The sequence below is a fragment of the Halococcus sp. IIIV-5B genome (assembly GCF_003602035.1).
GTDB classification, from domain to species: Archaea; Halobacteriota; Halobacteria; order Halobacteriales; family Halococcaceae; genus Halococcus; species Halococcus salsus.
On sequence record NZ_QZWE01000017.1, the window covers coordinates 1 to 20,693 of the forward strand.

Genomic DNA, 20,693 nt, shown 5'->3' on the forward strand with positions numbered 1-20,693 from the left:
CGTCCACTCGCTCCTCGTCCCCCCCCCCTTTCGTGCTCCGTTTTCGAGAACTGCTCTCCAGCCCCGTGTAGCTCAGTCGTCGTCGGTCAGGATGTCCGCCGAGAGCCCCTGGGCCATCTCGATCCCGTCGGCGTTGTTGAGCGTCCACGCGGTGCGCTCGGTGACGGCCTCGATGACCTCTCGCGCGCTCGGGTAGCCGTTGCCGGACTTCTTCACGCCGCCGAACGGGAGCTGGATCTCCGCGCCGATACACGGGAGGTTGCCGTAGGCCAGCCCGATCTCGGCGTTGTCGCGGAAGTAGTTGATCTCGCGGTAGTCCTCCGAGATGATCGCCCCCGCCAGCCCGTACTCGGTGTCGTTGTGGATCTCGACGGCTTTCTCGATGTCGCCCGCGTAGGGCATGAGCGCGACGTGGGGACCGAAGACCTCCTCCTTCGTGACCCGCAGGTCCGCCTCGTGGTCGGCCTCGTAGACGAACGGTCCGACCCAGTGGCCGTCCTCGTGGCCGTCGGGGATCTCGCTACTATCGAGTTCGGTCCGGTCGACCAGCACCTCGACGTCCTCCTCGTGTGCGAGGTCGTTGTAGCCCGTGACCTTCTCCCTGTGTTCGCCTTCGATCAGCGGCCCCATGAACGTCTCCTCGTTGAGAGGGTCGCCGACCGAGACGTTCTTCGCGGTCTCGACGAAGCGGTCCTTGAACTCGTCGTAGAGGTCCTCGTGGACGATGATCCGCTCGGCGGAGACACACCGCTGGCCGGTGGTCTTGAACGAACTCATCACCGCCGAGTGGACCGCGACGTCGAGGTCGGCCTCGCTCGTCACGACGATCCCGTTCTTGCCGCCCATCTCACACGCCGCGAGCTTGCCGGGCTCGCCGCCGACCTTGCCGGCGATCTCGTGGCCGACCTCGGCCGACCCGGTGAACAGCACCGTCGCGACGCGCTCGTCCTCGACGATGGCCTCGCCGGCGTCGCCGTAGCCCTGAACCATGTTGAAGACGCCGTCCGGTATCCCCGTGCTCTCGAACATCTCGGCGATGATCTGGCCGCACCACGGGGTCTGCTCGGCGGGTTTCCACACCACGGTGTTGCCCTCGACCAGCGAGACCGCCATGTGCCAGAAGGGGATCGCGACCGGGAAGTTCCACGGCGTGATGCAGCCGACCACGCCCCTCGGTTTCCGGCGCATGTAGGCGTCCTTACCCGCGATCTCTGAGGGGACGACGTCGCCGTGGGGACGGCGGGCGTCGGCGGCGGCCCACTCGACCATGTCCCAGGCCTCGTTGACGTCGGCTTTCCCTTCCGAGATCTCCTTGCCGCACTCCTTGGTGACGATTTCGCCGAGCTCCTCGTGGCGCTCCTTGAGCTCGTTGTAGATCTCCCAGAGGTACTCGGCCCGGTCGGTGTACGAGAGCGCGGCCCACTCCTCGAAGGCGTCGTCGGCGGCCGCGAGCGCGCGGTCGACGTCCGCGTCGGTGCCCCGTTGGAACTCGCCGAGCGTCTCGCCCGTCGCCGGGTTCGTGCTCTCGAAGGTCTCCTCGCCGGTCCCCTCGGTCCACTCGCCGTCGATGTACTGCTCGAACGGCTCCGCGACTTGTTGACTCATACGGCAAGAATTGCGCGGCCGGGGTACAAAAACACCGCGCTGTGTGGGTCAGTCGGCCTCGGCGCTCGCACGGCCGGTGAACAGACGGCGATCCGTCCGGCCCATCACGCACTCCGTCCAGGCTCGATATACGATTCGAGCGCTTCGACCACTCCCGCAACCACGCTTCCCCGAAGCCGCCCCTGAACGCCTCCCGTTTGGTCGTGCTCGATGTGCAAAATTCGGCGGCATGAAAATTGAAACCAGCGGGAAGCATGCATGGCGAACCGATCTCTACGACGACGTCGGCGAGTTACTTGGCGAGAACACGCGCTCGGGAAGGCGGGTCTGCTTGGGTCTCAGCAAGGCGGTGCGTCCAGTCCCCGACCGTTCCGTGTGACTGATCAACGTCGAGAAGATCAAGGATCGCTACCGTCTCCCGCAGCGAGAGTCCCGCTGAATGCAGGCGGACGGCGAACGCCCGAATGGGCGTTCGCCGTCCGCTCCCGGTCCCAACAGTGAGTATCTTCCGTCTCGAATGCCTCACCGAGTAGGTCGTTGAGTGGCATGAACAACCAGCTCCTCGGCCTGCTCGCTCTTAACTAGACAGCGCCGTTATGCGACAGCAACAGAAATAGCAGCAACAACCACACTGATTGCGAAGATTAAAATGATAACCGAACTCATCCACTTCTCTTCATCACTCTCACCACCATCTTGGAGAATTCCTTCGCCTATATACGCACTAATACCAATTCCGACTAACAAACTACCACCACATAAAATAACAAAGCGTGGCCAGAGCGACTGCGCTGGGAAAGAGAACGCTAGAGGTAGCTGACTCAATCCAATCAACACAGTAGAGAGAATATTGAGTTGATTATGATCGATCCGATCTTTGAGGGTATACTCACGGCTGAACACTGCTGTGAGTGCAGGGAATGAATTTTTGGCCATTATACGTACCATCTCGATTAGTTCTAATCAATCTTTCCCATAAAACAGTACTTATTAAACGGAGGGGCACCCGGTACACTCTCTTTTCCAACGGGAACAGCAGGTTCCAATGAGATAACCACATGCACCAGCCGCACAGGTCAAACACGCAGCTGGACCGAGAGCACTACACCAAAAGCACGCTCCACCACAACTAGATAGTATACAGTTCACACGTACTGCCTTACAAACACGTCGATGTTTGCCCTTCTCCGGTGCAGGAGCTGGGTTACACTTACAAGCACTAGCACTAATTTCCGCTAATGACTCAGTTGGAGTGCCATTAAAACTAGAGCTGTTGGAAACCAACATCATGTCTTCTACGTTTTCGCCAACAATATTCCACAAGACAGCCATATCTTTTATGCTATTCGTTACCTTCTCATATTTCTGCCGAGTTATGAGGTTATCATTATTTCCAAGTGCCACCGTCGTCATCTTATTTCCATCCTCAAGGGTGTGCTCAACAGCGGAGACAAGGAGGTCATCTTCAGCTAAACTATCGACGTCGCTCGCACTTGTGTGGCTTGAGATGTTTTTTGAAACAATGTGCCCGGATTGCTCACTAGGGGCCACCTCCAAAGCAACTCCACTCTGTATAGTCTCTCGCATCTGTGTATTCATTACATTCGTAACATCATCCTGGCTCTTGGTCTCACTTATTAGCTGCCCTAAGTCACTACCAGTAACCGGCTCACTACTTTTGACCGAAGGTCGGGAAGGCTCAGCAGCCATTGCCGATGAAGAGAACACGCTTCCAGCGATAGCGGTACCTCCAGTCACACCAAGAGCCTTGACGAATCGACGACGATTCACTCCAGTGTGATTCTTGGTCTCTGCTGTCTCATTCGCCTCATGTCGTTCAGGCATCGCAGTTCGACCCACTCCCGCACCCATTTTCACCTTACTGCGTGGGTAATCGCCAACCCAATGGGTTGGTAGTTGCCAATCTAGTGGGCAAATGTTCACCTAGTGGGTATTTGCCCACCCACTGGGTGATTACCTATTCAGTGGGCATCTGCCCAGCAGGTAAGGTGAAATCCACCGCGTCTGTACCCCGTCGCAATGTCACTCGTTGATCGCTTTCGCCAGCCCGAATACACCGGCGAAAACCGCTGCGTCCCCTGTACCGCCGTCAATATTGCTATCGCTGCCGGTACGAGCGCCCTCGTCGCCGTTGCCTCAACCGTCCTCGGAGCCGGCATATTTACCCTCTCGCTCGGAACCATCTACCTCCGCGGCTATCTCGTTCCCGGCACACCCGCGCTCACGAAACGCTACTTCCCCGACCGTGTTCTCCGATGGTTCGACAAGGACTCCGCGACACCAATGGCCGACGAAGCCGTTGAAATCGATCCCGAACGGGTACTCCTCGACGCCGACGCAGTCGAACCCTGTCGAGAGGGCACCGACCTCTGTCTCACCGCCGATTTCCAGCAAGCGTGGCGCGAACGCATCCACACTACCCGCGCACACGATCTCAGCGAGCACCATCTCGCCGATGCGCTCAACGTCTCAACCACCGACGATCAAATCGCGGTCGATCAACACGACGAGGCGTTCGTCGCCCACACCGATGATGCCGTCGTCGGCCAGTGGAGTTCACGCGCTGCCGTCATCGCTGACGTCGCCGCTGCAACCGAACTCAGCGAACGTCTCCCCGACTGGCAGAACCTCGCTCCCGCCGAGACCGCGCGCGTCCTGATGAGCCTGCGTATCTTTATCGAACGATGCCCCGACTGCGACGGTCCCGTACGGGTAGAGGAGGAGGTCGTCGAATCGTGTTGTCGGTCCTATGATGTGATCGCCTCGGCCTGTCAGGAGTGCGATGCTCGCCTATTCGAAATGGAGTGGGATGAAACTGCCGTGGATGACGCCTCTCAGCGGCCAGATCGATCCGCCCAAGCTACTGTCTAAACCGGTAAGGGACTGGGACTACTCGACCAGTTCCCTATCGCCCGCTACCGACGGAGTAGCTGCCTTGGAGGGCGGGGTGGACTGACGTCTGTACGCCTCATAGACTCGCTTCCCCCATTTGATGGCCGTCTCGCTAGTCGATTCGACTAGCACTTGCATCCGACCGAACTCGTCGTAGGCAGCGAGCGCGAGTGCGTCATCGGAGACGAACAGCCCGTACGGAAGATCGCCGTCATACACCCAAACATCGATATGAGCAGGCGGGTCTATCTCCGCCCCGTCAACACCCTCGCCGGCGTACTGATCGTGAAGCGCATCGAATACAGCTGACGAGACGACGTACTCACCATTGGGTTCGCCGTCAGCATCCGCACGACGGGCCTCCTCGACCGATACGAAGGAGACAACCGGCAAAAGCCCCCGGACGCGATCGACCTCCTCCCCGAAAATCTCCAACAGTCGCTTCCTCGGAGCGTACGGCCGAGTTGGATCGGGTGTCGTTACGAACACGTCACTCAATCGGTTGACAGCAACCTCCCCGGGTGCATTCGCCGTGTTCAAGAACGGAGCCATGCGTTCGATTTTGGAGGCTGTCTCGCCCATCTCTACGAACTCCCTACAGAGGAGGTCACCGACGGTAGTTGCCGTATATCCGGAGCTTGTCCTCTCAACCCAACCCTGTCTTTCCAGAACAGAGAGGTTACGTTGGACGGTAGATCGAGGGCTGTCTAGCGCCTCCATCACCTCACGAACGTCCATCCGTGCGTCACCGAGCACGTCGAGTATTTCGAGCCGCTGAGGCGAGTTACAGAGGCATTCAATGATTTCACGGGACTCGCTCATCGTCTGCGCCTTTGTTTCTTTGATTCTAGAGGAAAAAGTTTTCGGAGCTTGCGTCGACTCAAACGACATCAGATCACGACTGTCGGCTACAGACGCTCGTATCGGTACGTGACTTACATGCCCAGGCAATTAGCGGCTCACCACGAATGACTGGATGTACGGACAACCGCCACGGACGAGCCACGTCTCCACGTGAACGGCCGGCACTATTGAGCACGCAAAAGGCGTTATTCCCGGATCACTCAATCGGCTGTGACCCGCCGTTCGTCGTGCATCTGTCTGACTGATCCCTGTTCGCGGACACGAAGCTGGAGGGTTCAGCGCTGATTTTGCCCATCATTCGCGCTTGATGACGAGGCTCGTGTGCAGAATCAGGATGTCGCTCTTCTTGACGCACAACCTCCTCCCTCTGTGGTCGCACGAGAACACACGAAGTTGTGTGAACCTATCCCGTGTGACCACTACTGACGGAGTGCGTCGGGAGGAGCGAGACGTGCCGACCTACGCCGCGCGTTTTTCGATCTCGCCCCGGAGGAGCGTGGCGTCGAAGTCGTGGTCCGGACGCATGTCGATGAAGCTCACGAAGTCGCGGGCGGCGAGGAGGTCGTCGGTCGCGTAGTGGCGCGCGGCGGCGTCGACCGCCCTGCGCGCGCCGATCGTGGGTTCGAGCGCCGCGAGGCCGCACGCGAGGTCGTAGGCTCTGGCGTCGGCGGCCCCGGACCCACGGAGGCTGGTCGCGTCGATGAAGTAGAGCTCCCCGTCGGCCACGAGGACGTTCTCCGCCCGGAGGTCGCCGTGGCCGAGGCCCGCGTCGTGCATCCGGGCCAGCGCCGCGAAGAACTCCGAGGCGACCTCCCGCACTTCGGCCGGCGGGAGGTCCCCGATGGTCCGGAACTCGGGGAGGTACTCGAGCACGAGCACGCCGAACTCGCCGTGGGCGAACGCTTCGAGGGGTTCGGGTGCGTTGAGCCCGATCTCGCGGATCCGCCGGGTGGCGCTGAGTTCGTGTTCGGCCATCTCGACGGGGTTCTCGAAGCGCTCGAAGAAGCCCTCGGTGCCGCTCGAGAACATCCCCAGGTTCCGGCCGGTGGTGAAGAGGCCGTGGACCAGCGCGTTCCGTGGGCTGAGGACCTTCACGAACCAACGGTCGTTGACCACGCAGGGCGTCGAGAGCCAGTTGTCTGTTTCGAGGAAGACGACGCGCGCGACCCGCTGGTCGTACCGGGCCGCGACCTCGCGACAGACGGCTTCGAGGGCCGACCACTCCACTCGCCCGCGAACGAATCGACGAAAGGCCACACCGGCACGAGGGTCTCGCCCCATTTGAGTCCGTCCCCACGCGTGTCGACGCTCGTCGTCGGCTGTCGCCCGTCTCGGGTAGTTCCGTGATCGTTTCTCGAAACCTTCAAACATCATCCCATACGAAGAAGCACAATGGCCATCCCGTACGAGACGGTCGCGTTCGCGCTGTTCGCGCTCGTCACGGTTCTCAGTGCCCTCGGCGTCGTCCTGATGGAGGACGTCTGGCACTCCGCGTTGATGCTCGGGGCGGCGCTGTTGAGCGTCGCCATCCACTACATCATGATGAGCGCGGAGTTCCTCGCCGCGATGCAGATCCTGGTCTACGTCGGCGGCGTGTTGATCCTCATCTCGTTCGCCGTGATGCTCACCCGCACCGACGACGCGACGGAGGCGACCTCGTGACCACCCGTCCCCACCTCAAGCTCGGCCGGCATCTCCTGCCCGGCCTCGTCGCGGTCGCGCTGTTCGTCGTGCTCGCCGTGACCGTTCTCACCGAGTCGTTCCCCGCCCCCGCGGGCTTTCCGGGTGGCGGGTCGGTCACCGCCTCGATCGGCTACGCCCTGTTCAACTTCGACGCGGGAGCCTACCCCGCCGAAGGCTTCCTCGCGACGTTCATCATCATCGCGCTCGTTCTCGACGTCGCCCTCGACGCGGCGGTGATGCTCGCGAAGACCGAAGCCGACGGCCGGATCGCCGGCGCGCTCCGCTTTCGGACCGACCCCGACGAGTCGGGCGACGCCGACGAACGGGACCCCCAGCGCTCGCCGGTCCGTCCCGACGGGGGTGAGGACTGATGGTCCCCGTCGAATACTACCTCCTGCTCTCTGCGGGGCTGTTCTGTATCGGGCTCTTCGGTATCCTCACCCGCCGGAACGCCCTGTTGTACCTGATGTGCGTCGAACTCATGCTCACCGCGGGCAACATCAACCTCGTCGCCTTCTCGTTCCAACACGGCAACCTCACCGGCCAGGTGTTCAGCCTGTTCGTGATCGCGCTTGCGGCGGCGGAGGTCGCCGTCGGCATCGGCATCGTGCTCGTACTCTACCGTAACTTCCGTGGCGTCGACGTCACCGAAGCAACGACCATGAGGTGGTAACAATGGCGGCACTCGACTACGCACCCGCGATAGCGGTCCTCCCGCTCGTCTCGTTCGTGATCGCGCTGTTCGCCGGCCGCGTCCTCCCGAAGAAGGGTGCGCTCGCCGGCATCATCGCCACCGCCGGTTCGCTGGTCCTCTCGGCGTGGACCGCGCTCGCGGTCGCCGGCGGCGCGACGGTCAACACCCGGCTCTACACCTTCGCCGCCACCGGCGGGTTCGACCTCCACCTGGGGGTCCTGATCGACCCGCTCGCGGCGCTGATGCTCCTCATCGTCTCGCTGGTCTCCTTCCTCGTCCACGTCTTCAGCCTCGGCTTCATGAACGACGAGAACGAGACCGGCATCCCGCGCTACTACGCCGGGCTCGGTCTCTTCACCGCGAGCATGCTCGGCTTCGTGATGGCCGACAACCTGTTCATGGCGTTCATGTTCTTCGAGATGGTCGGCTTCTGCTCGTGGCTCCTGATCGGCCACTGGTTCAAGCGCGACGCGCCCGCGAGCGCCGCGAAGAAGGCCTTCCTCGTCACGCGCTTCGGCGACTACTTCCTCCTCGTCGGCCTCGTGGGCATCCTCGCCACCTTCGGGACGGCGTCGTTCGCCGGGCAGGGGAGCTTCCCGGTGCTCGCCGAACAGGCCCTCTCCGGTGAGGCAGCGAACCTCACGACCTTCGGCCTCTCGCCCGCCGGCTGGTTCTCGATACTCGGGCTGCTCGTGCTGGGTGGCGTGATCGGGAAGTCCGCCCAGTTCCCGCTCCACACCTGGCTCCCCGACGCGATGGAGGGCCCCACGCCGGTCTCGGCGCTTATCCACGCCGCGACGATGGTGGCCGCCGGGGTCTACCTCGTCGCCCGGATGTACGGCTTCTACGCGCTCCTGCCGACGGTGCTCGCGGTCATCGCGTTCGTCGGCGGTTTTACTGCCCTCTTCGCGGCGTCGATGGCCGTCGTCAAACGCGACATCAAGCAGGTGCTCGCCTACTCCACCATCTCGCAGTATGGCTACATGACCCTCGCGCTCGGCGCGGGCGGCTACACCGCCGCGGTCTTCCACCTCATGACCCACGCCTTCTTCAAGGCGCTGCTGTTCCTCGGGGCCGGCTCGGTGATCATCGCGACCCACCACACCCAGGACATGTGGGACCTCGGCGGGCTCAAGGACCGCCTCCCGACGACCTACTGGACCTTCGTGGCGGCCTCGCTCGCGCTCGCGGGGATCTTCCCGTTCGCGGGCTTCTGGTCGAAGGACGAGGTGCTCTACGAGGCGCTCTCGGCCGGGCTGAGCTCGCCCGTGCTCCTCGTCGCCTACGCCTTCGGGCTGATCGCGGTGTTCGTCACCGGCTTCTATACGATCCGGATGGTACTGCTCACGTTCCACGGCGAGCCGCGGAGCGACGCCGCCCGGAACGCCCACGGCGTCGGCTGGAGCGTGAAGGCCCCGCTCGTGGTGCTCGGCGTGCTCGCGGTCGTCGCCGGCTTCGTCAACATGCTGCCCGTCGCCGAGGCCCTGAACCTCGACATCACGTACCTCGAACACTGGCTCGCCCACGGTGTCGGGGACGCCACCGGCGAGCACTACTACGAACTCGTCGAGGAGTTCGCCGGCTACGGTGCGTCGGTCTCGTCGCTGCTCGCCGCGGTCGTCTCGCTGGTGGTCGCGCTCGCCGGCGCGGGACTCGCCTACGCCCTCTACAGCGGTCGTTCCCCGCGGTCCCACACCGACCGCCTCGGCGCGCTCAAACCCCTCCTCATGCACAACTACTACCAGGACGAGTACCAGGTCTGGCTCGCGAACGGCACCGCCCGCGCCGCCCGCGCGGTCAGCACCTTCGACAACGGCGTCGTCGACGGCGTCGTCAACGGCGTATCGAGCCTCAGCCTCTTCTCCGGGGACCGCATCAAACGCCTCCAGACGGGGGTCGTCACCAACTACGCCGCGCTGCTCTCGCTCGGGCTCGTGGTCCTACTGGTGGCCTTCGGCCTGCTCGGGGGGTGGTTCTGAGTGCTGATCGAACTCCTGATCGCGCTCTGTCTCCTCGGCGCGCTGGTCGTCTTCCTCCTGCCGGACGAGTACGCGCCGTTCGGCGGGTTCGTCGCGAGCCTCTTCCCGCTGGTGACGAGCTTCGTGCTCTGGTACGGCTTCGACGGCTCGGGCAACGCCTTCCTCCAGGGTGGCCAGCTCGCTTACGAGACGAACGTCGAGTGGATCTCGCTCGGCCAGTACGCCGTCAACTGGCACGTCGGTCTCGACGGCATCAGCATGCCGCTCGTGGTGCTCTCGACGGTTCTCACAAGCCTCGCCATCGTCACCGGCTGGACGCCGATCGACCGCCAGCGCTCGGGCTTCTACGCGCTCCTCCTCTTCCTCGAAGCGGGGCTGGTGGGCGTGTTCAGCACGCTGGACTTCTTCGCCTTCCTCGTGTTCTGGGAGGCGGTGCTCGTCCCGGTCTACCTCCTCATCACGGTCTGGGGCGGCCCCCGGCGGGAGTACGCCGCGATCAAGTTCTTCGTCTATACCAACGTCGCCACCCTCGTGATGTTCATCGGGTTCACGGCGCTGGTGTTCGGTCTCGGGGACTCGGTGACGAGCCTCGACCTCCCCGCGATCACGCAGGCGCTCCGCGCGGGTGAGCTCGGGGCGCTCGGCGGCGTCGGTGCGGGAACCCTCCGGCTCGCAGCGTTCGCCGCGATGTTCTTCGGGTTCGGGATGAAGATGGCGGTGGTGCCCTTCCACACCTGGCTCCCCGACGCGTACACCGAGTCGCCGACCCCGGTGACGGTGGTGCTCGCGGGCGTCGTCACGAAGATGGGGACCTACGCCATGCTCCGGTTCAACTTCACGATGCTGCCCGACATCGTCGAGCAGTACGCCCAGGTGATCGCGCTGTTCGCGGTCGTCACCGTGATCTACGGGGCGCTGTTGGCGCTCTCACAGCACGACCTGAAGCGGATCGTGGCCTACTCCTCACTCCCCTCGATGGGCTTCGTGCTCCTCGGACTCGTCGCCTACACGCCCTACGGCCTCTCGGGCGCGACCTTCCAGATGGTCTCGCACGGTCTGCTCTCGGGGCTGCTGTTCGCCTGTGTCGGCGTGATTTACAGCGCGACCGGCACCCGGATGGTCGGCGACATGGCGGGGCTCGCGGACCGGATGCCGGTCACCGCGGCGGCGTTCGTCGCGGGCTGTTTCGGCTACATGGGTCTGCCCTTCATGTCCGGCTTCATGGGCGAGTACTTCATCTTCCAGGGTGCGTTCGATTCGTTCCCCGGATCCCCCATATTCACCGCGGTCGCGATGTTCGGCATCGTGCTCGTGGCGGGCTACCTGCTCTTCGCGATGCAGCGGGCGCTGTTCGGCGAGTTCCGGGTCGACGGGGACTCGACGGTCCGACGGGCGGCGGTCCACGACCTCGCGCCGCTCGTGGTGCTCGTCGCGTGCGTGATCGTGCTCGGCAGTGCGCCCTCGCTGGTCTTCTCGATGATCGCGGACGCGGTCGGTCCGCTTCTGGGAGGTGGGCTGTAGATGGCTCCCCTCCCCGACTGGGTCGGCCTCGCGCCCGCGCTCGCGCTCACGCTCACGGCGCTCGTGGTGTTCGTCATCGACACCGTCAAGCCGCGCTCGAACGACCGGGCGCTGCTGGCGGGCACGACGCTCCTCGGGACGGTGGCCGCGCTCGCCGCCGCCGGCGCGGTCCTCGTCTCCGGGATGGCGAGCGGTGAGGGGTTGACCCTCTTCGGCGGCCAGCTCGTCGTCGACGGGATGAGTCTGTTCTTCAGCGTGATCTTCGCGAGCGTCGCGGCGCTCGTCACGCTCGCGAGCTACGACTACCTCGCCGGCCAGTCCGAACAGGCCGAGTACTACGCGCTCGTTCTGCTCGCGACCGCCGGGATGTGTCTGCTCGCGAGCTCGGCCAGCCTCGCCACGGCGTTCGTGAGCTTCGAACTCCTCTCGCTCGCCTCGTACGCGCTCGTTGCGTTCCTGAAGGAGAACGAGGGCAGCGTCGAGGCGAGCCTGAAGTACTTCCTCGTCGGGGCGGTCTCCTCGGCGATACTGCTCTACGGCATCAGCCTGATCTACGGCGTCACCGGCGGACTCCTGTTCGACACCGTGGCCGAGAACGTCGTCGACACGCCTCACACCGGGCTGCTCGGCGTCGGCGTGCTGATGGTGCTCGGCGGGTTCGCGTTCAAGACCGCGAGCGTTCCCTTCCACTTCTGGGCTCCCGAGGCCTACGAGGGCGCGCCGACGCCGATCTCGGCGTTCCTCTCGTCGGGGTCGAAGGCCGCGGGCTTCGTCGTCGCCTTCCGGGTCTTCACGGTCGCGTTCGGCTTCGACATCCTCACCGACGTGGACTGGGTGCTGGCCTTCCAGGTGCTCGCGGTGGTGACGATGACGGTCGGGAACTTCGCCGCCGCGACCCAGGAGAACGTCAAGCGGATGCTGGCGTACTCCTCGGTCGGCCAGGCGGGCTACGTCCTCATTGCGCTCGCGGCCCTCGGTGGCGGCAGCGACGCCCTCGTGCTCGGGATGGGGATGAGCCACCTGCTGGTCTACGGCTTCATGAACACCGGCGCGTTCCTGTTCGTCGCGCTGGCCGAACGCTGGGGCGTCGGGCGGACCTTCGAGGACTACGCGGGCCTCGGGTCGAAGGCCCCGGTAGCCTGTGCGGCGATGACCGTGTTCATGCTGAGCCTCGCGGGGATCCCGCTCGGAGCCGGGTTCTTCTCGAAGTACTTCCTCTTCGGCGCGGCGGTCGACGCGGGCTACTGGTGGCTCGCCGCCGTCGGGGTCGTCAACAGCGCGCTGTCGCTCTACTACTACACCCGCGTGCTCCGCGCCATCTGGGGTGGCGACGCGAACGAGAGCCTCAGGATCGAGAGCTATCCGGTGGGGCTCTACACCGCCGTGGTCGCCGCCGCGGTCGTCACGGTGCTCCTGATCCCCGCCTTCGGCTTCGTCACCGGTCCCGCCGTGGACGCCGCCGCGGCGCTGTTCTAACGACTGCTTTCTCGATTTTCGCTTTCCCGAGATAGAGGCCGCACGAGCACCGCGGCCGCGGTGCGGGTGCGGTCGTGGTGCGGCGCTGTCGCGGAGGGGGTCGCGTGACCTGGCGGATGAAGGGCGAGCGAACGAAGTGAGCGAGGGCTTCGGCGGAGGCGGTGCTGTGCGGGTGCGGTGCCGTCAGCAATTGTACCGCGAGTGAGGCCGGAGGCCGAACGAGCGGCCTTTTTTAGTCCAGGTTTTTGGGCGGGGGTTGAGCGAGCCGAAGGCGAGCGATGCCCCCGTCGAAAAAAGTGGGGCGTTACAGCTTGCGTTCGGCGTCGTTCGCGAGTTCGCGCATCCGCTTGCCGATCCGACCGGCGTCGGAGAACTCGTCGTCGCTCATGGCCTCGGCGAGCGCGTTGCCGAGGATGAAAACGGCGTGTTTGTGCTCGCTTTTGGACTTGTGGACGTCGTCGGGGGTGACGCCGAGTTTCTCGTAGGTCTCGAACAGCTCGGGGTCGACGTCGTCGCGGTTGTTGACGAACTCCGTGATGTTCACCATCTGCTCGTGGAGTTCGAGGAGTTCTTCCTTGTGCATGTTCGGCGGAAACGGGAGCGGTCGGTTTAACAGTTCTCCCCGCGGTGCGGCCGCCGGACGAGCGGTCCTGGCCCGGAGTGGCGGGTCAGAAGACGTACTCGTCGTCGTGGCCCATCATGCCGTCGTCTTCGAGCCCCGGTTCGTCCTCGTCGTCCATCGGGCCGCTCGTCTGATAGGCGCGCATTCCGGCCGAGAGGAGGTCCTCGACGGCTTCTTGCCGGTTGAGGAACTCTCCCTCCTCCACCATTCGTGCGATCTGCATTTCGAGCTGCTCGGGGACGGTTATCTCTACCTTGGCCATCGGAACACATCGGGCTTCGGCAGAGGGGTATTTAACGCTGACGGCAAGATCGCTTGCCGCTGTGGGAACTCTCGGGACGGCTTTCGGGAAGAATTATTTTCGGATCGTTCGATCCCGGTTCGATGTCGGGTCGCGTTCGCCCGGGCCCGCTCGACGCCCACCGGGTTCGCGACCCGGGGTCGTTCGCGCTCGATATCCCCGAAGGACACGCTCAAGAACCCGCCGCTCGAACCGTTCGTAATGGCACAGGCAGGAAACGAGGCCCGTCCATCAGGGGTCGATGGCGGCCGGCTGGTGAGCCGAACCCGCGAGGTGGCCGACCGCTCGTTCCGTGCGTTTCTGGAGACCGCGTCGGTGCCGCGGGTGGCGTGGGCGACCCCCGACGGGCTCGAACTCGCCGGCGGCGGCGCGGCGGCGGTCGTCAGCGCCGAGGGGGACGACCGTTTCGATTCACTCCGCGAGGACGCGACACGGCTGTTCGAGACCGTCGACGCGACGGGGCCGCCCGCGGCCCGCCCGCGCGTCGTCGGCGGCATCGCGTTCGACGCGGACCACGCTCCCACCCCGCCGTGGGAAGGCTTTCCAGCGGCGGAGTTCTTTCTCCCCGAAGTGCAACTCACGAGGGCCGACGGCCGGACGTGGTTGAGCGTCACCGAGTACGGGCCCGACGCCACCCCCGAGGCGGTCGAGGAACGCCTCGACGAACGGGCGGGATCGGTCGCCGACCTCCCGATGATGTCGCCGAGCGGCGGTCCGCCCGGCGTCGCCGCCACGCGCCGGACGACCACGAAAGCCGAGTGGACCGCCGGCGTCGAACGCGCCGTCGAGCGGATCCGAACCGGCGACCTCCGGAAGGTGGTGCTCGCTACCGCGCTGGCGGCCGACCTCGAAACCGAGATCGACCTCCCCGCGGTGCTCGAACGGTTCCGGCGGACCTACCCCGAGTGTTATCGGTTCCTCGTTCAGCCGACCGCCGACGCCGGTTTCTTTGGTCCGCCGCCCGAACGGCTCGTCCGGATGACCGGCTCCCGGGTCGAGACCGAGGCGCTCGCGGGGTCGGCCGAGCGTGGCGACACCCCCGAGGACGACGCCGACCTCGCGGCGGGGCTCGAAACCGACGCGAAGACCGTCCACGAGCAGGCCCTGGTCGCCGAGGCGATCGCCGACCGGCTCGCGCCGCTGGGCGACGTCACGGTCGGCGAGCGCCGGGTCGCGGCGTTCGCGAACATCCAGCACCTCCGGACGCCGATCACCGCCGAGCTCCGTGAGGAGACCCACGTTCTCGACGTGGTCGAGGCGCTCCACCCGACCCCCGCCGTCGGCGGGTTGCCGCTGGAGCGCGCACGCGAGGTGATCGACGAGACCGAGACCTTCGACCGCGGTTGGTACGCAGCGCCGGTCGGCTGGTTCGACGCCGCGGGTGACGGCGAGTTCGCGGTCGGGCTTCGGTCGGCGGTCGCGGGCGGCCGTCGCGCCACCCTCTTCGCGGGCGACGGCATCGTCGCGGATTCGGACCCCGACGCGGAGTGGGCCGAACTCGGCCCGAAGTTCCGGCCCGTGCTCGACGAACTCGAACGATGAGCCGCGACGATGATGGTAGGGACAGCTCACCCCGTGGGCCGCCGTGGCCGAACCGTAACACGCTCTGGGGCCACGCTATCGCCGACGAGTTCGCGAAAGCGGGCGTTTCGGCGGTTTGCATCGCTCCCGGCAGTCGCTCGACACCGCTGACGGTGGCGTTCGCCGACCACCCCGGCATCGAGGTTTACAGCCACCTCGACGAGCGTTCGGCGGCCTTCTTCGCGCTCGGCCGGGCGAAGCGCACCGGCGAGCCCACGCCCGTGCTCTCGACCTCCGGCACCGCGACCGCGAACTTCCACCCCGCCGTGATCGAGGCGAACCAGGCCCGAGTCCCACTGGTCGTGCTGACCGCCGACCGCCCGCCCGAACTCCGCGAGAGCGGCGCGAACCAGACCGTGGACCAGGTCAAACTCTACGGCGGGGCGGTCCGGTGGTACCACGAACTCCCCGAACCCGAGGTCGACGGCCGAAAGCTCCGGTCGGTTCGGGTGGCGGTCGCGCGCGCGTTCGCGACGAGCCGGGGGACCCCACCCGGTTCGGTCCACCTCAACGTCCCCTTCGAGAAACCACTCGAACCGGTTTCAGTACCGGGCGACGTGCCCGACGGCTTCGAGCGCGACGAGCCGCTCGCCGCGACCGGCCGCGACGGACCGTTCGTCGGGGTCGAGAGGGGCCGGCCCACGCTCGACGACGGCTCCCTCGAACGGGTGGCCGACGCGCTCGCGGTCGAGCGCGGGCTCGTCGTCGCGGGGCCGAGCACGACCCTCGACGCCGATGCAGTGACGGAGTTCGCCACCGCAACGGGGTTCCCGGTGCTCGCGGACCCGCTCTCGGGGCTCCGATTCGACGCACAGCTCGCGGATCGCGACGTACCCATCTGTGGCGGCTACGACTCGTACCTCGACGCACCGAACTGGCCGGCCCCCGAGGTCGTTGTCCGGCTGGGCGCGTCCCCGACCTCGAAGGTGCTCCGTGGGTTCCTCCGGGAGGCGGTCCGCGAGTCTGGAACCCGCCAGTTCGTCGTCGACCCCGCCGGCGAGTGGCGCGAAGCGACCTTCACCGCGGACCACCTCCTCGCGACCGACCCGAACCGGCTCGCGCACGACCTCGCGCCGTTGGTCGAGGCGACGGGGAGCGAGCGGTGGTGCGAGCGCTTCGCCGCGGCCGAACGGGAGTACTGGGAACTCGTCGATACGGCCCACGACGAGCGGTTCTTCGAGGGCACGGTGCTCCGGGACGTTCTCGCCGACGCGCCGGTCCCCGCGACGGTGTTCGTCTCGAACTCGATGACGGTCCGCGATGCCGACCGCTTCGCCCGGCCCCGGGCTGCCGACCTCACGATGCTCGGGAATCGCGGCGCGAGCGGCATCGACGGCATCGTCTCGTCGGCGCTCGGGGCCGGGAGCGCGACCGACGACCCGCTGGTGTGCGTGCTGGGGGATCTGGCCTACTATCACGACATGAACGGATTACTGGCGCTCTCGCGGTGCGGCGTCGACGCCACCGTCGTGCTCGTGAACAACGACGGCGGCGGGATCTTCCGGATGCTCCCGATCGCCGACTTCGAACCGCCGTTCACCGACCAGTTCCGAACCCCGCACGGACTCGATTTCGCGCCGACGGCCGACCTCTACGGCGTCGAGTTCGTCCGGACCGGCGACCGCGAGACGTTCCGGGACGCCTACCGTGCCTCGCTCACGAGTCCGGGAACCCAGGTCGTCGAGGTTCGGTTCGATGCCGAGGACAGCCACCGCTTCCGGGAGACGATCCACGACCGGGCCTGCGACGCCTTCGGGGAGTGAACCCGTCGCGTGTGGCGCTCGACACCGACAAGGCTTCGCGTCCGGGCTCCGTAGAACGTCCATGAGCCTGCTCTCGAAACTCCTCGGTGCGAACTGGCGGTGTCAGGCCTGTGGGACGGAGTACTACCGGAACCCCTCGTCCTGTGGCAACTGCGGCAACACCGTTTTCGAGCGGGCGAACTGAGCTCAGGCCGCCGCGGCGGCCGACTGGCCGGCCCCCGAGTCGTTCCCGAGCCGTCGTTCGACCAGCGCGAGCGCGCCGTCGAGCGCGATCGCGAGTGCCGCGCCCGCGAACGCCCCCGCGAGGATGCGCGGGGTGTTGAACAGCTGGATACCGCCGATGGCCCAGACCCCGAGCCCGCCGGCGCTGATGAAGTACGCGAGGTAGGCCGTCCCCACGTTGAGAACGGTGCTCGTCCGGATCCCGCCGAAGATCACCGGTAGCGCGAGCGGGAGCTGGACCTTCCGGAGGATCTCCCAGTCGGTCATCCCCATCCCGCGGGCGGCGTCGACGGTGTTCTCGTCGACGTTCTCGATACCCGCGATGGTGTTCGTGAGGATCGGGAGCAACGCGTAGATGAACAGCCCCACCACCGCGGGCACGAAGCCGATCCCGAGGATCGGCAACATTAGGGCGATGATCGCGAGCGTAGGGACCGTCTGGGCGACGTTGCCGAGGGGTTCGACGACGCGCTTGACCCGGTCGTTGCGCGCCGCGAGGATCCCGAACGGCACGGCGATGAGGATCGCCACGGCCTCGGAGACGAACACGAGTTCGACGTGTCTGGTGAAGAGACCGACGAACGCGTCCCAGTTGGTCACGAAGTAGGTCCACGTTGCCACGAGGACGTCGAGGACCCCCATCAGGCGGGCCCCGTCTGGCGGTCCCTGATCGCGGCTTCGGTGACGATACCGACCACGTCGGCGTCCTCGACGACGGGCAGCGCCTCCACGCCGGCCTGGATACACCGCGAGAGCGCGACCTGGGCGGTGTCGCTCGGCGAGACCGGGATGATCTCACCGCCGTCGGCCATCACGGCGTCGTCCGACTGGAAGGCGTCGACCACCGCCGCGTGCTCGTCGGGTATCTCGGCCTCCATGACCTCCTCGACCCGGAGCACGCGGAGCCGCTTGAGGGTTCGATCCGGACCGATGAACTCCTCGACGAACTTCGTCTTCGGGTTGTCGAGCAGCGCCGTCGGGGTGTCGTACTGGACGATCTTGCCCTCGTTCATCACCGCGATCTTGTCGCCCATCTTCAGCGCCTCGTTGATGTCGTGGGTCACGAAGACGATCGTGGTGTCGATCTCCTTTTGGATGTCGAGGAACTCGTCCTGGAGCTCCTCGCGGGTGATCGGGTCGAGCGCGCCGAAGGGTTCGTCCATCAGCATGACGTCGGGACCCGCCGCGAGCGCGCGGGCGACGCCGACGCGCTGTTGCTGGCCGCCCGAGAGCTCGCCGGGATAGCTGTCGCGGAACTCCTCCGGGGGCAGCCCCATGAGTTCGAGGAGCTCGTCCACCCGGTCGGCGGTGCGGTCGGTTTCCCAGCCCTTGAGCTCGGGCACCGTGGCGACGTTCTCGCCGACGGTCATGTGGTCGAACAGCCCGATGTCCTGGATCACGTAGCCGATCTCCCGCCGGAGGTCGGTGGCTTCGAGGTCCTCGATGTCGGTGCCGTCGTAATATATCGTACCCTCGGTGGGTTCTTCGAGGCGGTTGACCAGCCGCATCGTGGTGGTCTTCCCACAGCCGGAGGGGCCAACCAGCACCGTGGTGGTGCCCTCCTCGACCTCGAAGTCGTGGCCGTCCACCGCGCGCGTTCCGTCGGGATACTGTTTGTGTACGTTGTCGAATCGGATCATGTGAGTCGTGTGCGGACCGCGGTGAGTGTTCGTGTGACGATCGTCGGCTCTATCTCCTCGCCGTTGCGGAGCCGGAGACCCTCCTCGACGACCCCGAAGGCGTAGTCGAACGCCAGCGCGAGCAGCGAGACGAGCACCGTGGCGACCACGATCATCGGGGTGTCGGTCTGGGAGATGCCGTAGAAGATCCGGCCGCCGAGCCCGCCCGCCCCAATGAACGCCCCGATGGCGAGCAGCCCGACGAGGATCACGACGGCGTTCCTGATGCCCGTCATCACGACGGGCAGCGCCACCGGCAGCCGGATGCGCCGCAGGCGCTCGAAGCGCGTCATCCCGAGCCCGGTTCCGGACTCGATCGCGGCGGCGTCGACCTCGGTCAGCCCGACGTAGGTGTTCCGGATGATCGGGAGCTGGGCGTAGACCACGAGTGCGGCGATCGTCGGCGGGTTGCCGATCCCGAGCACCGGAACCAGCATGCCGAACAGCGCGATCGCCGGGAGCGTCAGCAGGATGCTCGCGGCCCAGAGCACGACCGTCGCCAGCCGGTCGTAGTAGCTGCTGAGGACACCGAACCCGATCGCGATCGGCAACGCGATCGCGAGCGTGATCAGGGTGAGCACGACGTGCTCGTAGGTGAGCCGCAACAGCCGTCCCGCGTTGTCCACCGCGTAATCGACGAAGGGGTCGAACGGGCCGAGGAACGCCGGACCGGAGACCACCAACTCGGGGATCACAGCAGTCCCTCCGACTGGAGGTAGTCACGTGCGACCCGCTGGGGGTCCTCGTTCTGGAGCGAGACCCGCCCGTTGAGGCGCATGATCTTGTCCGTGGTGAGGGTCGGACCGATCTGGTTCAACGGCTTTCGCATCTCGGGGTTGGCCTCGATCGCCTCGCCGTTGACCAGCGGGGCGGGGTTGTACGCCGGGAAGAACCCCTCGTCGTCGTCGATCGTCGCGAGGTCGAACTTCCGGATGTTGGGGTTCGTGCTGAAGCCCACGCCGACGTCGGCCCCGCCACGGCCGATGACCTGGTAGGTCAGGGAGTTGCCGACGTTCCGGACGTTGAGCGAGGAGGCGGCGTCCGCGAAGCCGTAGTGCTCGACCAAGCCGGGCCAGCCGTCGGGGCGGGACTGGAACTGCGGTCCCATCACGACCCCGAAACCGGTGTTGCCGTTGGAGACGTACTTCGCGAAGTCGCTCATCGTCTTCACACCAGTTCTCTTGGCCCACTCGGAGCTCGCGATCAGGATGTAGGTGTTGTTGAAGGGAGCCCGACGGAGGAACGCGAGCCCGTGTTCGCGCTTCATCTGGCGTTTCACCGCCGTGTAGAGTTTCCCCGGGTCGGCGATCACCCGGTCTTTGATCGGCGGGATCGTGGTCCACCCGCCACCGGTGTAGAGCCAGAACATCGACACCTCGCCGCTGTTGACCGCTCGAAAGTTCATCGGGGTGCCGCCGAGCGCCGTCTCGTCGAGTACCGTGAGGTCGGTGTTCGCCCGCAACGACTCGATCGCCATGTAGCTCAACAGGATGCTCTCGGGAAACCGCGCCGAGCTCACCTTCACGGTTCCCGCCTGGGTGGCACCCAGCACGCCGGCACAGCCCGCGAGTCCGGTCGTCCCGAGTGTCGCCGCGGTCGCGCCCCCGTATCGAAGGAGGTTACGTCGGGTGGTTTTCACGGGTGATTCTTGCGGTCCGGGGGCTGTCACGTCCGACGGACGGCGGTCGGATGGACTGCTCCCCGGTTCGACGCGTGTGATGGTCCATGAGGAAGCCACCGAAGCATACGTTTGTCCACTGATACCTTCCGTGCTTGCACGTGCCAACCCC

Annotated in this window: 21 protein-coding genes and 1 pseudogene; 10 read left to right on the forward strand and 12 right to left on the reverse strand. The window is 65.6% G+C overall.

The window, feature by feature from the left end; genetic code table 11:
* Positions 1 to 72: 72 nt before the first annotated feature.
* The 4 genes and pseudogenes from D3261_RS12105 to D3261_RS21055 all read right to left on the reverse strand — a co-directional run bounded on the left by D3261_RS12105 (position 73) and on the right by D3261_RS21055 (position 3,477).
* Positions 73 to 1,605, reverse strand: a complete 1,533-nt coding sequence (locus D3261_RS12105) for an aldehyde dehydrogenase family protein (RefSeq protein WP_120072744.1) — start codon at positions 1,603 to 1,605, stop codon at positions 73 to 75.
* Positions 1,606 to 1,924: 319 nt separating this feature from the next.
* Positions 1,925 to 2,153, reverse strand: a pseudogene (locus tag D3261_RS20715) (IS6 family transposase); the annotation flags it as partial.
* Between the two features lie 46 nt (positions 2,154 to 2,199).
* The gene (locus D3261_RS19775; protein ID WP_147464972.1) at positions 2,200 to 2,541 is read right to left on the reverse strand and encodes a hypothetical protein; all 342 of its coding nucleotides are present in this window, start codon (positions 2,539 to 2,541) and stop codon (positions 2,200 to 2,202) included.
* Between the two features lie 54 nt (positions 2,542 to 2,595).
* A complete protein-coding gene (locus D3261_RS21055; RefSeq protein WP_120072745.1) occupies positions 2,596 to 3,477 on the reverse strand; it encodes a twin-arginine translocation signal domain-containing protein in 882 nt (293 codons plus the stop codon).
* Between the two features lie 168 nt (positions 3,478 to 3,645).
* Between D3261_RS21055 and D3261_RS12115 the strand changes: the two genes are divergently transcribed.
* Positions 3,646 to 4,497, forward strand: coding sequence for a hypothetical protein (locus tag D3261_RS12115; protein ID WP_120072746.1), 852 nt, complete (start codon positions 3,646 to 3,648; stop codon positions 4,495 to 4,497).
* Positions 4,498 to 4,515: 18 nt separating this feature from the next.
* Here the strand turns inward: D3261_RS12115 and D3261_RS12120 are convergent, their stop codons facing one another.
* Positions 4,516 to 5,409 (reverse strand): winged helix-turn-helix domain-containing protein, encoded by an 894-nt coding sequence (locus D3261_RS12120; protein WP_233553983.1) that lies wholly within the window; start codon positions 5,407 to 5,409, stop codon positions 4,516 to 4,518.
* 432 nt (positions 5,410 to 5,841) lie between these two features.
* Positions 5,842 to 6,639, reverse strand: coding sequence for an RIO1 family regulatory kinase/ATPase (locus tag D3261_RS12125; RefSeq protein WP_120072855.1), 798 nt, complete (start codon positions 6,637 to 6,639; stop codon positions 5,842 to 5,844).
* Between the two features lie 141 nt (positions 6,640 to 6,780).
* On the opposite strand from D3261_RS12125, the gene D3261_RS12130 reads away from it, so the two are divergent.
* From D3261_RS12130 to D3261_RS12155, 6 genes are read left to right on the forward strand one after another with little or no spacing between them, the layout of a single operon-like run.
* Positions 6,781 to 7,044: an NADH-quinone oxidoreductase subunit J gene (locus D3261_RS12130; RefSeq protein ID WP_029601951.1), complete on the forward strand. Its 264-nt coding sequence runs from the start codon at positions 6,781 to 6,783 to the stop codon at positions 7,042 to 7,044.
* Positions 7,041 to 7,436 carry an NADH-quinone oxidoreductase subunit J gene (locus tag D3261_RS12135; protein WP_120072747.1) on the forward strand — a complete coding sequence of 132 codons (396 nt, stop codon included), beginning with the start codon at positions 7,041 to 7,043 and terminating at the stop codon, positions 7,434 to 7,436. Before D3261_RS12130 ends, D3261_RS12135 begins: the two co-directional genes overlap by 4 nt.
* Positions 7,436 to 7,738, forward strand: a complete 303-nt coding sequence (gene nuoK, locus D3261_RS12140; protein WP_120072748.1) for an NADH-quinone oxidoreductase subunit NuoK — start codon at positions 7,436 to 7,438, stop codon at positions 7,736 to 7,738. Before D3261_RS12135 ends, nuoK begins: the two co-directional genes overlap by 1 nt.
* 2 nt (positions 7,739 to 7,740) lie before the next feature.
* The gene (gene nuoL, locus D3261_RS12145; protein ID WP_120072749.1) at positions 7,741 to 9,738 is read left to right on the forward strand and encodes an NADH-quinone oxidoreductase subunit L; all 1,998 of its coding nucleotides are present in this window, start codon (positions 7,741 to 7,743) and stop codon (positions 9,736 to 9,738) included.
* Entirely contained in the window at positions 9,739 to 11,259 is a 1,521-nt protein-coding gene (locus D3261_RS12150) for a NuoM family protein (RefSeq protein WP_120072750.1), read from the forward strand. It abuts the gene before it with no gap.
* Complete coding sequence (locus tag D3261_RS12155; RefSeq protein WP_120072751.1) at positions 11,260 to 12,735, forward strand: NADH-quinone oxidoreductase subunit N; 1,476 nt, start codon at positions 11,260 to 11,262, stop codon at positions 12,733 to 12,735.
* 304 nt (positions 12,736 to 13,039) lie between these two features.
* Here D3261_RS12155 and D3261_RS12160 read toward each other — a convergent pair whose 3' ends face one another.
* Together D3261_RS12160 and D3261_RS12165 are read right to left on the reverse strand one after the other, a co-directional pair.
* Positions 13,040 to 13,318 (reverse strand): UPF0058 family protein, encoded by a 279-nt coding sequence (locus D3261_RS12160; protein WP_120072752.1) that lies wholly within the window; start codon positions 13,316 to 13,318, stop codon positions 13,040 to 13,042.
* 85 nt (positions 13,319 to 13,403) lie between these two features.
* Positions 13,404 to 13,619, reverse strand: a complete 216-nt coding sequence (locus tag D3261_RS12165; protein WP_007695659.1) for a hypothetical protein — start codon at positions 13,617 to 13,619, stop codon at positions 13,404 to 13,406.
* Between the two features lie 240 nt (positions 13,620 to 13,859).
* Here D3261_RS12165 and D3261_RS12170 point away from each other — a divergent pair, with 240 nt between their 5' ends.
* From D3261_RS12170 to D3261_RS20860, 3 genes are all read left to right on the forward strand, one after another.
* Positions 13,860 to 15,200: an isochorismate synthase MenF gene (locus D3261_RS12170; RefSeq protein WP_120072753.1), complete on the forward strand. Its 1,341-nt coding sequence runs from the start codon at positions 13,860 to 13,862 to the stop codon at positions 15,198 to 15,200.
* Positions 15,197 to 17,002: a 2-succinyl-5-enolpyruvyl-6-hydroxy-3-cyclohexene-1-carboxylic-acid synthase gene (gene menD, locus D3261_RS12175; RefSeq protein ID WP_120072755.1), complete on the forward strand. Its 1,806-nt coding sequence runs from the start codon at positions 15,197 to 15,199 to the stop codon at positions 17,000 to 17,002. The genes D3261_RS12170 and menD overlap by 4 nt, the downstream gene beginning before the upstream one ends.
* 61 nt (positions 17,003 to 17,063) lie before the next feature.
* A complete protein-coding gene (locus D3261_RS20860; protein WP_255409221.1) occupies positions 17,064 to 17,186 on the forward strand; it encodes a hypothetical protein in 123 nt (40 codons plus the stop codon).
* A gap of 2 nt (positions 17,187 to 17,188) precedes the next feature.
* Here the strand turns inward: D3261_RS20860 and D3261_RS12180 are convergent, their stop codons facing one another.
* The 4 genes from D3261_RS12180 to D3261_RS12195 are packed head-to-tail and all read right to left on the reverse strand — an operon-like array spanning position 17,189 to position 20,542.
* The gene (locus D3261_RS12180; RefSeq protein WP_120072757.1) at positions 17,189 to 17,866 is read right to left on the reverse strand and encodes an ABC transporter permease; all 678 of its coding nucleotides are present in this window, start codon (positions 17,864 to 17,866) and stop codon (positions 17,189 to 17,191) included.
* Positions 17,866 to 18,864 (reverse strand): ABC transporter ATP-binding protein, encoded by a 999-nt coding sequence (locus D3261_RS12185; RefSeq protein ID WP_120072759.1) that lies wholly within the window; start codon positions 18,862 to 18,864, stop codon positions 17,866 to 17,868. The genes D3261_RS12180 and D3261_RS12185 overlap by 1 nt, the downstream gene beginning before the upstream one ends.
* A complete protein-coding gene (locus D3261_RS12190) occupies positions 18,861 to 19,595 on the reverse strand; it encodes an ABC transporter permease (RefSeq protein WP_394337580.1) in 735 nt (244 codons plus the stop codon). Before D3261_RS12190 ends, D3261_RS12185 begins: the two co-directional genes overlap by 4 nt.
* Entirely contained in the window at positions 19,595 to 20,542 is a 948-nt protein-coding gene (locus D3261_RS12195; RefSeq protein WP_120072769.1) for a glycine betaine ABC transporter substrate-binding protein, read from the reverse strand. The genes D3261_RS12190 and D3261_RS12195 overlap by 1 nt, the downstream gene beginning before the upstream one ends.
* Between the last annotated feature and the right edge of the window lie 151 nt (positions 20,543 to 20,693).

Excerpts from the sequence above, each read along its gene's own strand:
- D3261_RS12105 (WP_120072744.1), bottom strand. The coding sequence starts at position 1,605 with ATGAGTCAACAAGTCGCGGAGCCGTTCGAGCAGTACATCGACGGCGAG.
- D3261_RS19775 (WP_147464972.1), bottom strand. The coding sequence starts at position 2,541 with ATGGCCAAAAATTCATTCCCTGCACTCACAGCAGTGTTCAGCCGTGAG.
- D3261_RS21055 (WP_120072745.1), bottom strand. The coding sequence starts at position 3,477 with ATGGGTGCGGGAGTGGGTCGAACTGCGATGCCTGAACGACATGAGGCG.
- D3261_RS12115 (WP_120072746.1), top strand. The coding sequence starts at position 3,646 with ATGTCACTCGTTGATCGCTTTCGCCAGCCCGAATACACCGGCGAAAAC.
- D3261_RS12120 (WP_233553983.1), bottom strand. The coding sequence starts at position 5,409 with ATGTCGTTTGAGTCGACGCAAGCTCCGAAAACTTTTTCCTCTAGAATC.
- nuoK (WP_120072748.1), top strand. The coding sequence starts at position 7,436 with ATGGTCCCCGTCGAATACTACCTCCTGCTCTCTGCGGGGCTGTTCTGT.
- nuoL (WP_120072749.1), top strand. The coding sequence starts at position 7,741 with ATGGCGGCACTCGACTACGCACCCGCGATAGCGGTCCTCCCGCTCGTC.
- D3261_RS12155 (WP_120072751.1), top strand. The coding sequence starts at position 11,260 with ATGGCTCCCCTCCCCGACTGGGTCGGCCTCGCGCCCGCGCTCGCGCTC.
- D3261_RS12160 (WP_120072752.1), bottom strand. The coding sequence starts at position 13,318 with ATGCACAAGGAAGAACTCCTCGAACTCCACGAGCAGATGGTGAACATC.
- D3261_RS12165 (WP_007695659.1), bottom strand. The coding sequence starts at position 13,619 with ATGGCCAAGGTAGAGATAACCGTCCCCGAGCAGCTCGAAATGCAGATC.
- D3261_RS12170 (WP_120072753.1), top strand. The coding sequence starts at position 13,860 with ATGGCACAGGCAGGAAACGAGGCCCGTCCATCAGGGGTCGATGGCGGC.
- menD (WP_120072755.1), top strand. The coding sequence starts at position 15,197 with ATGAGCCGCGACGATGATGGTAGGGACAGCTCACCCCGTGGGCCGCCG.
- D3261_RS20860 (WP_255409221.1), top strand. The coding sequence starts at position 17,064 with ATGAGCCTGCTCTCGAAACTCCTCGGTGCGAACTGGCGGTGTCAGGCC.
- D3261_RS12180 (WP_120072757.1), bottom strand. The coding sequence starts at position 17,866 with ATGGGGGTCCTCGACGTCCTCGTGGCAACGTGGACCTACTTCGTGACC.
- D3261_RS12185 (WP_120072759.1), bottom strand. The coding sequence starts at position 18,864 with ATGATCCGATTCGACAACGTACACAAACAGTATCCCGACGGAACGCGC.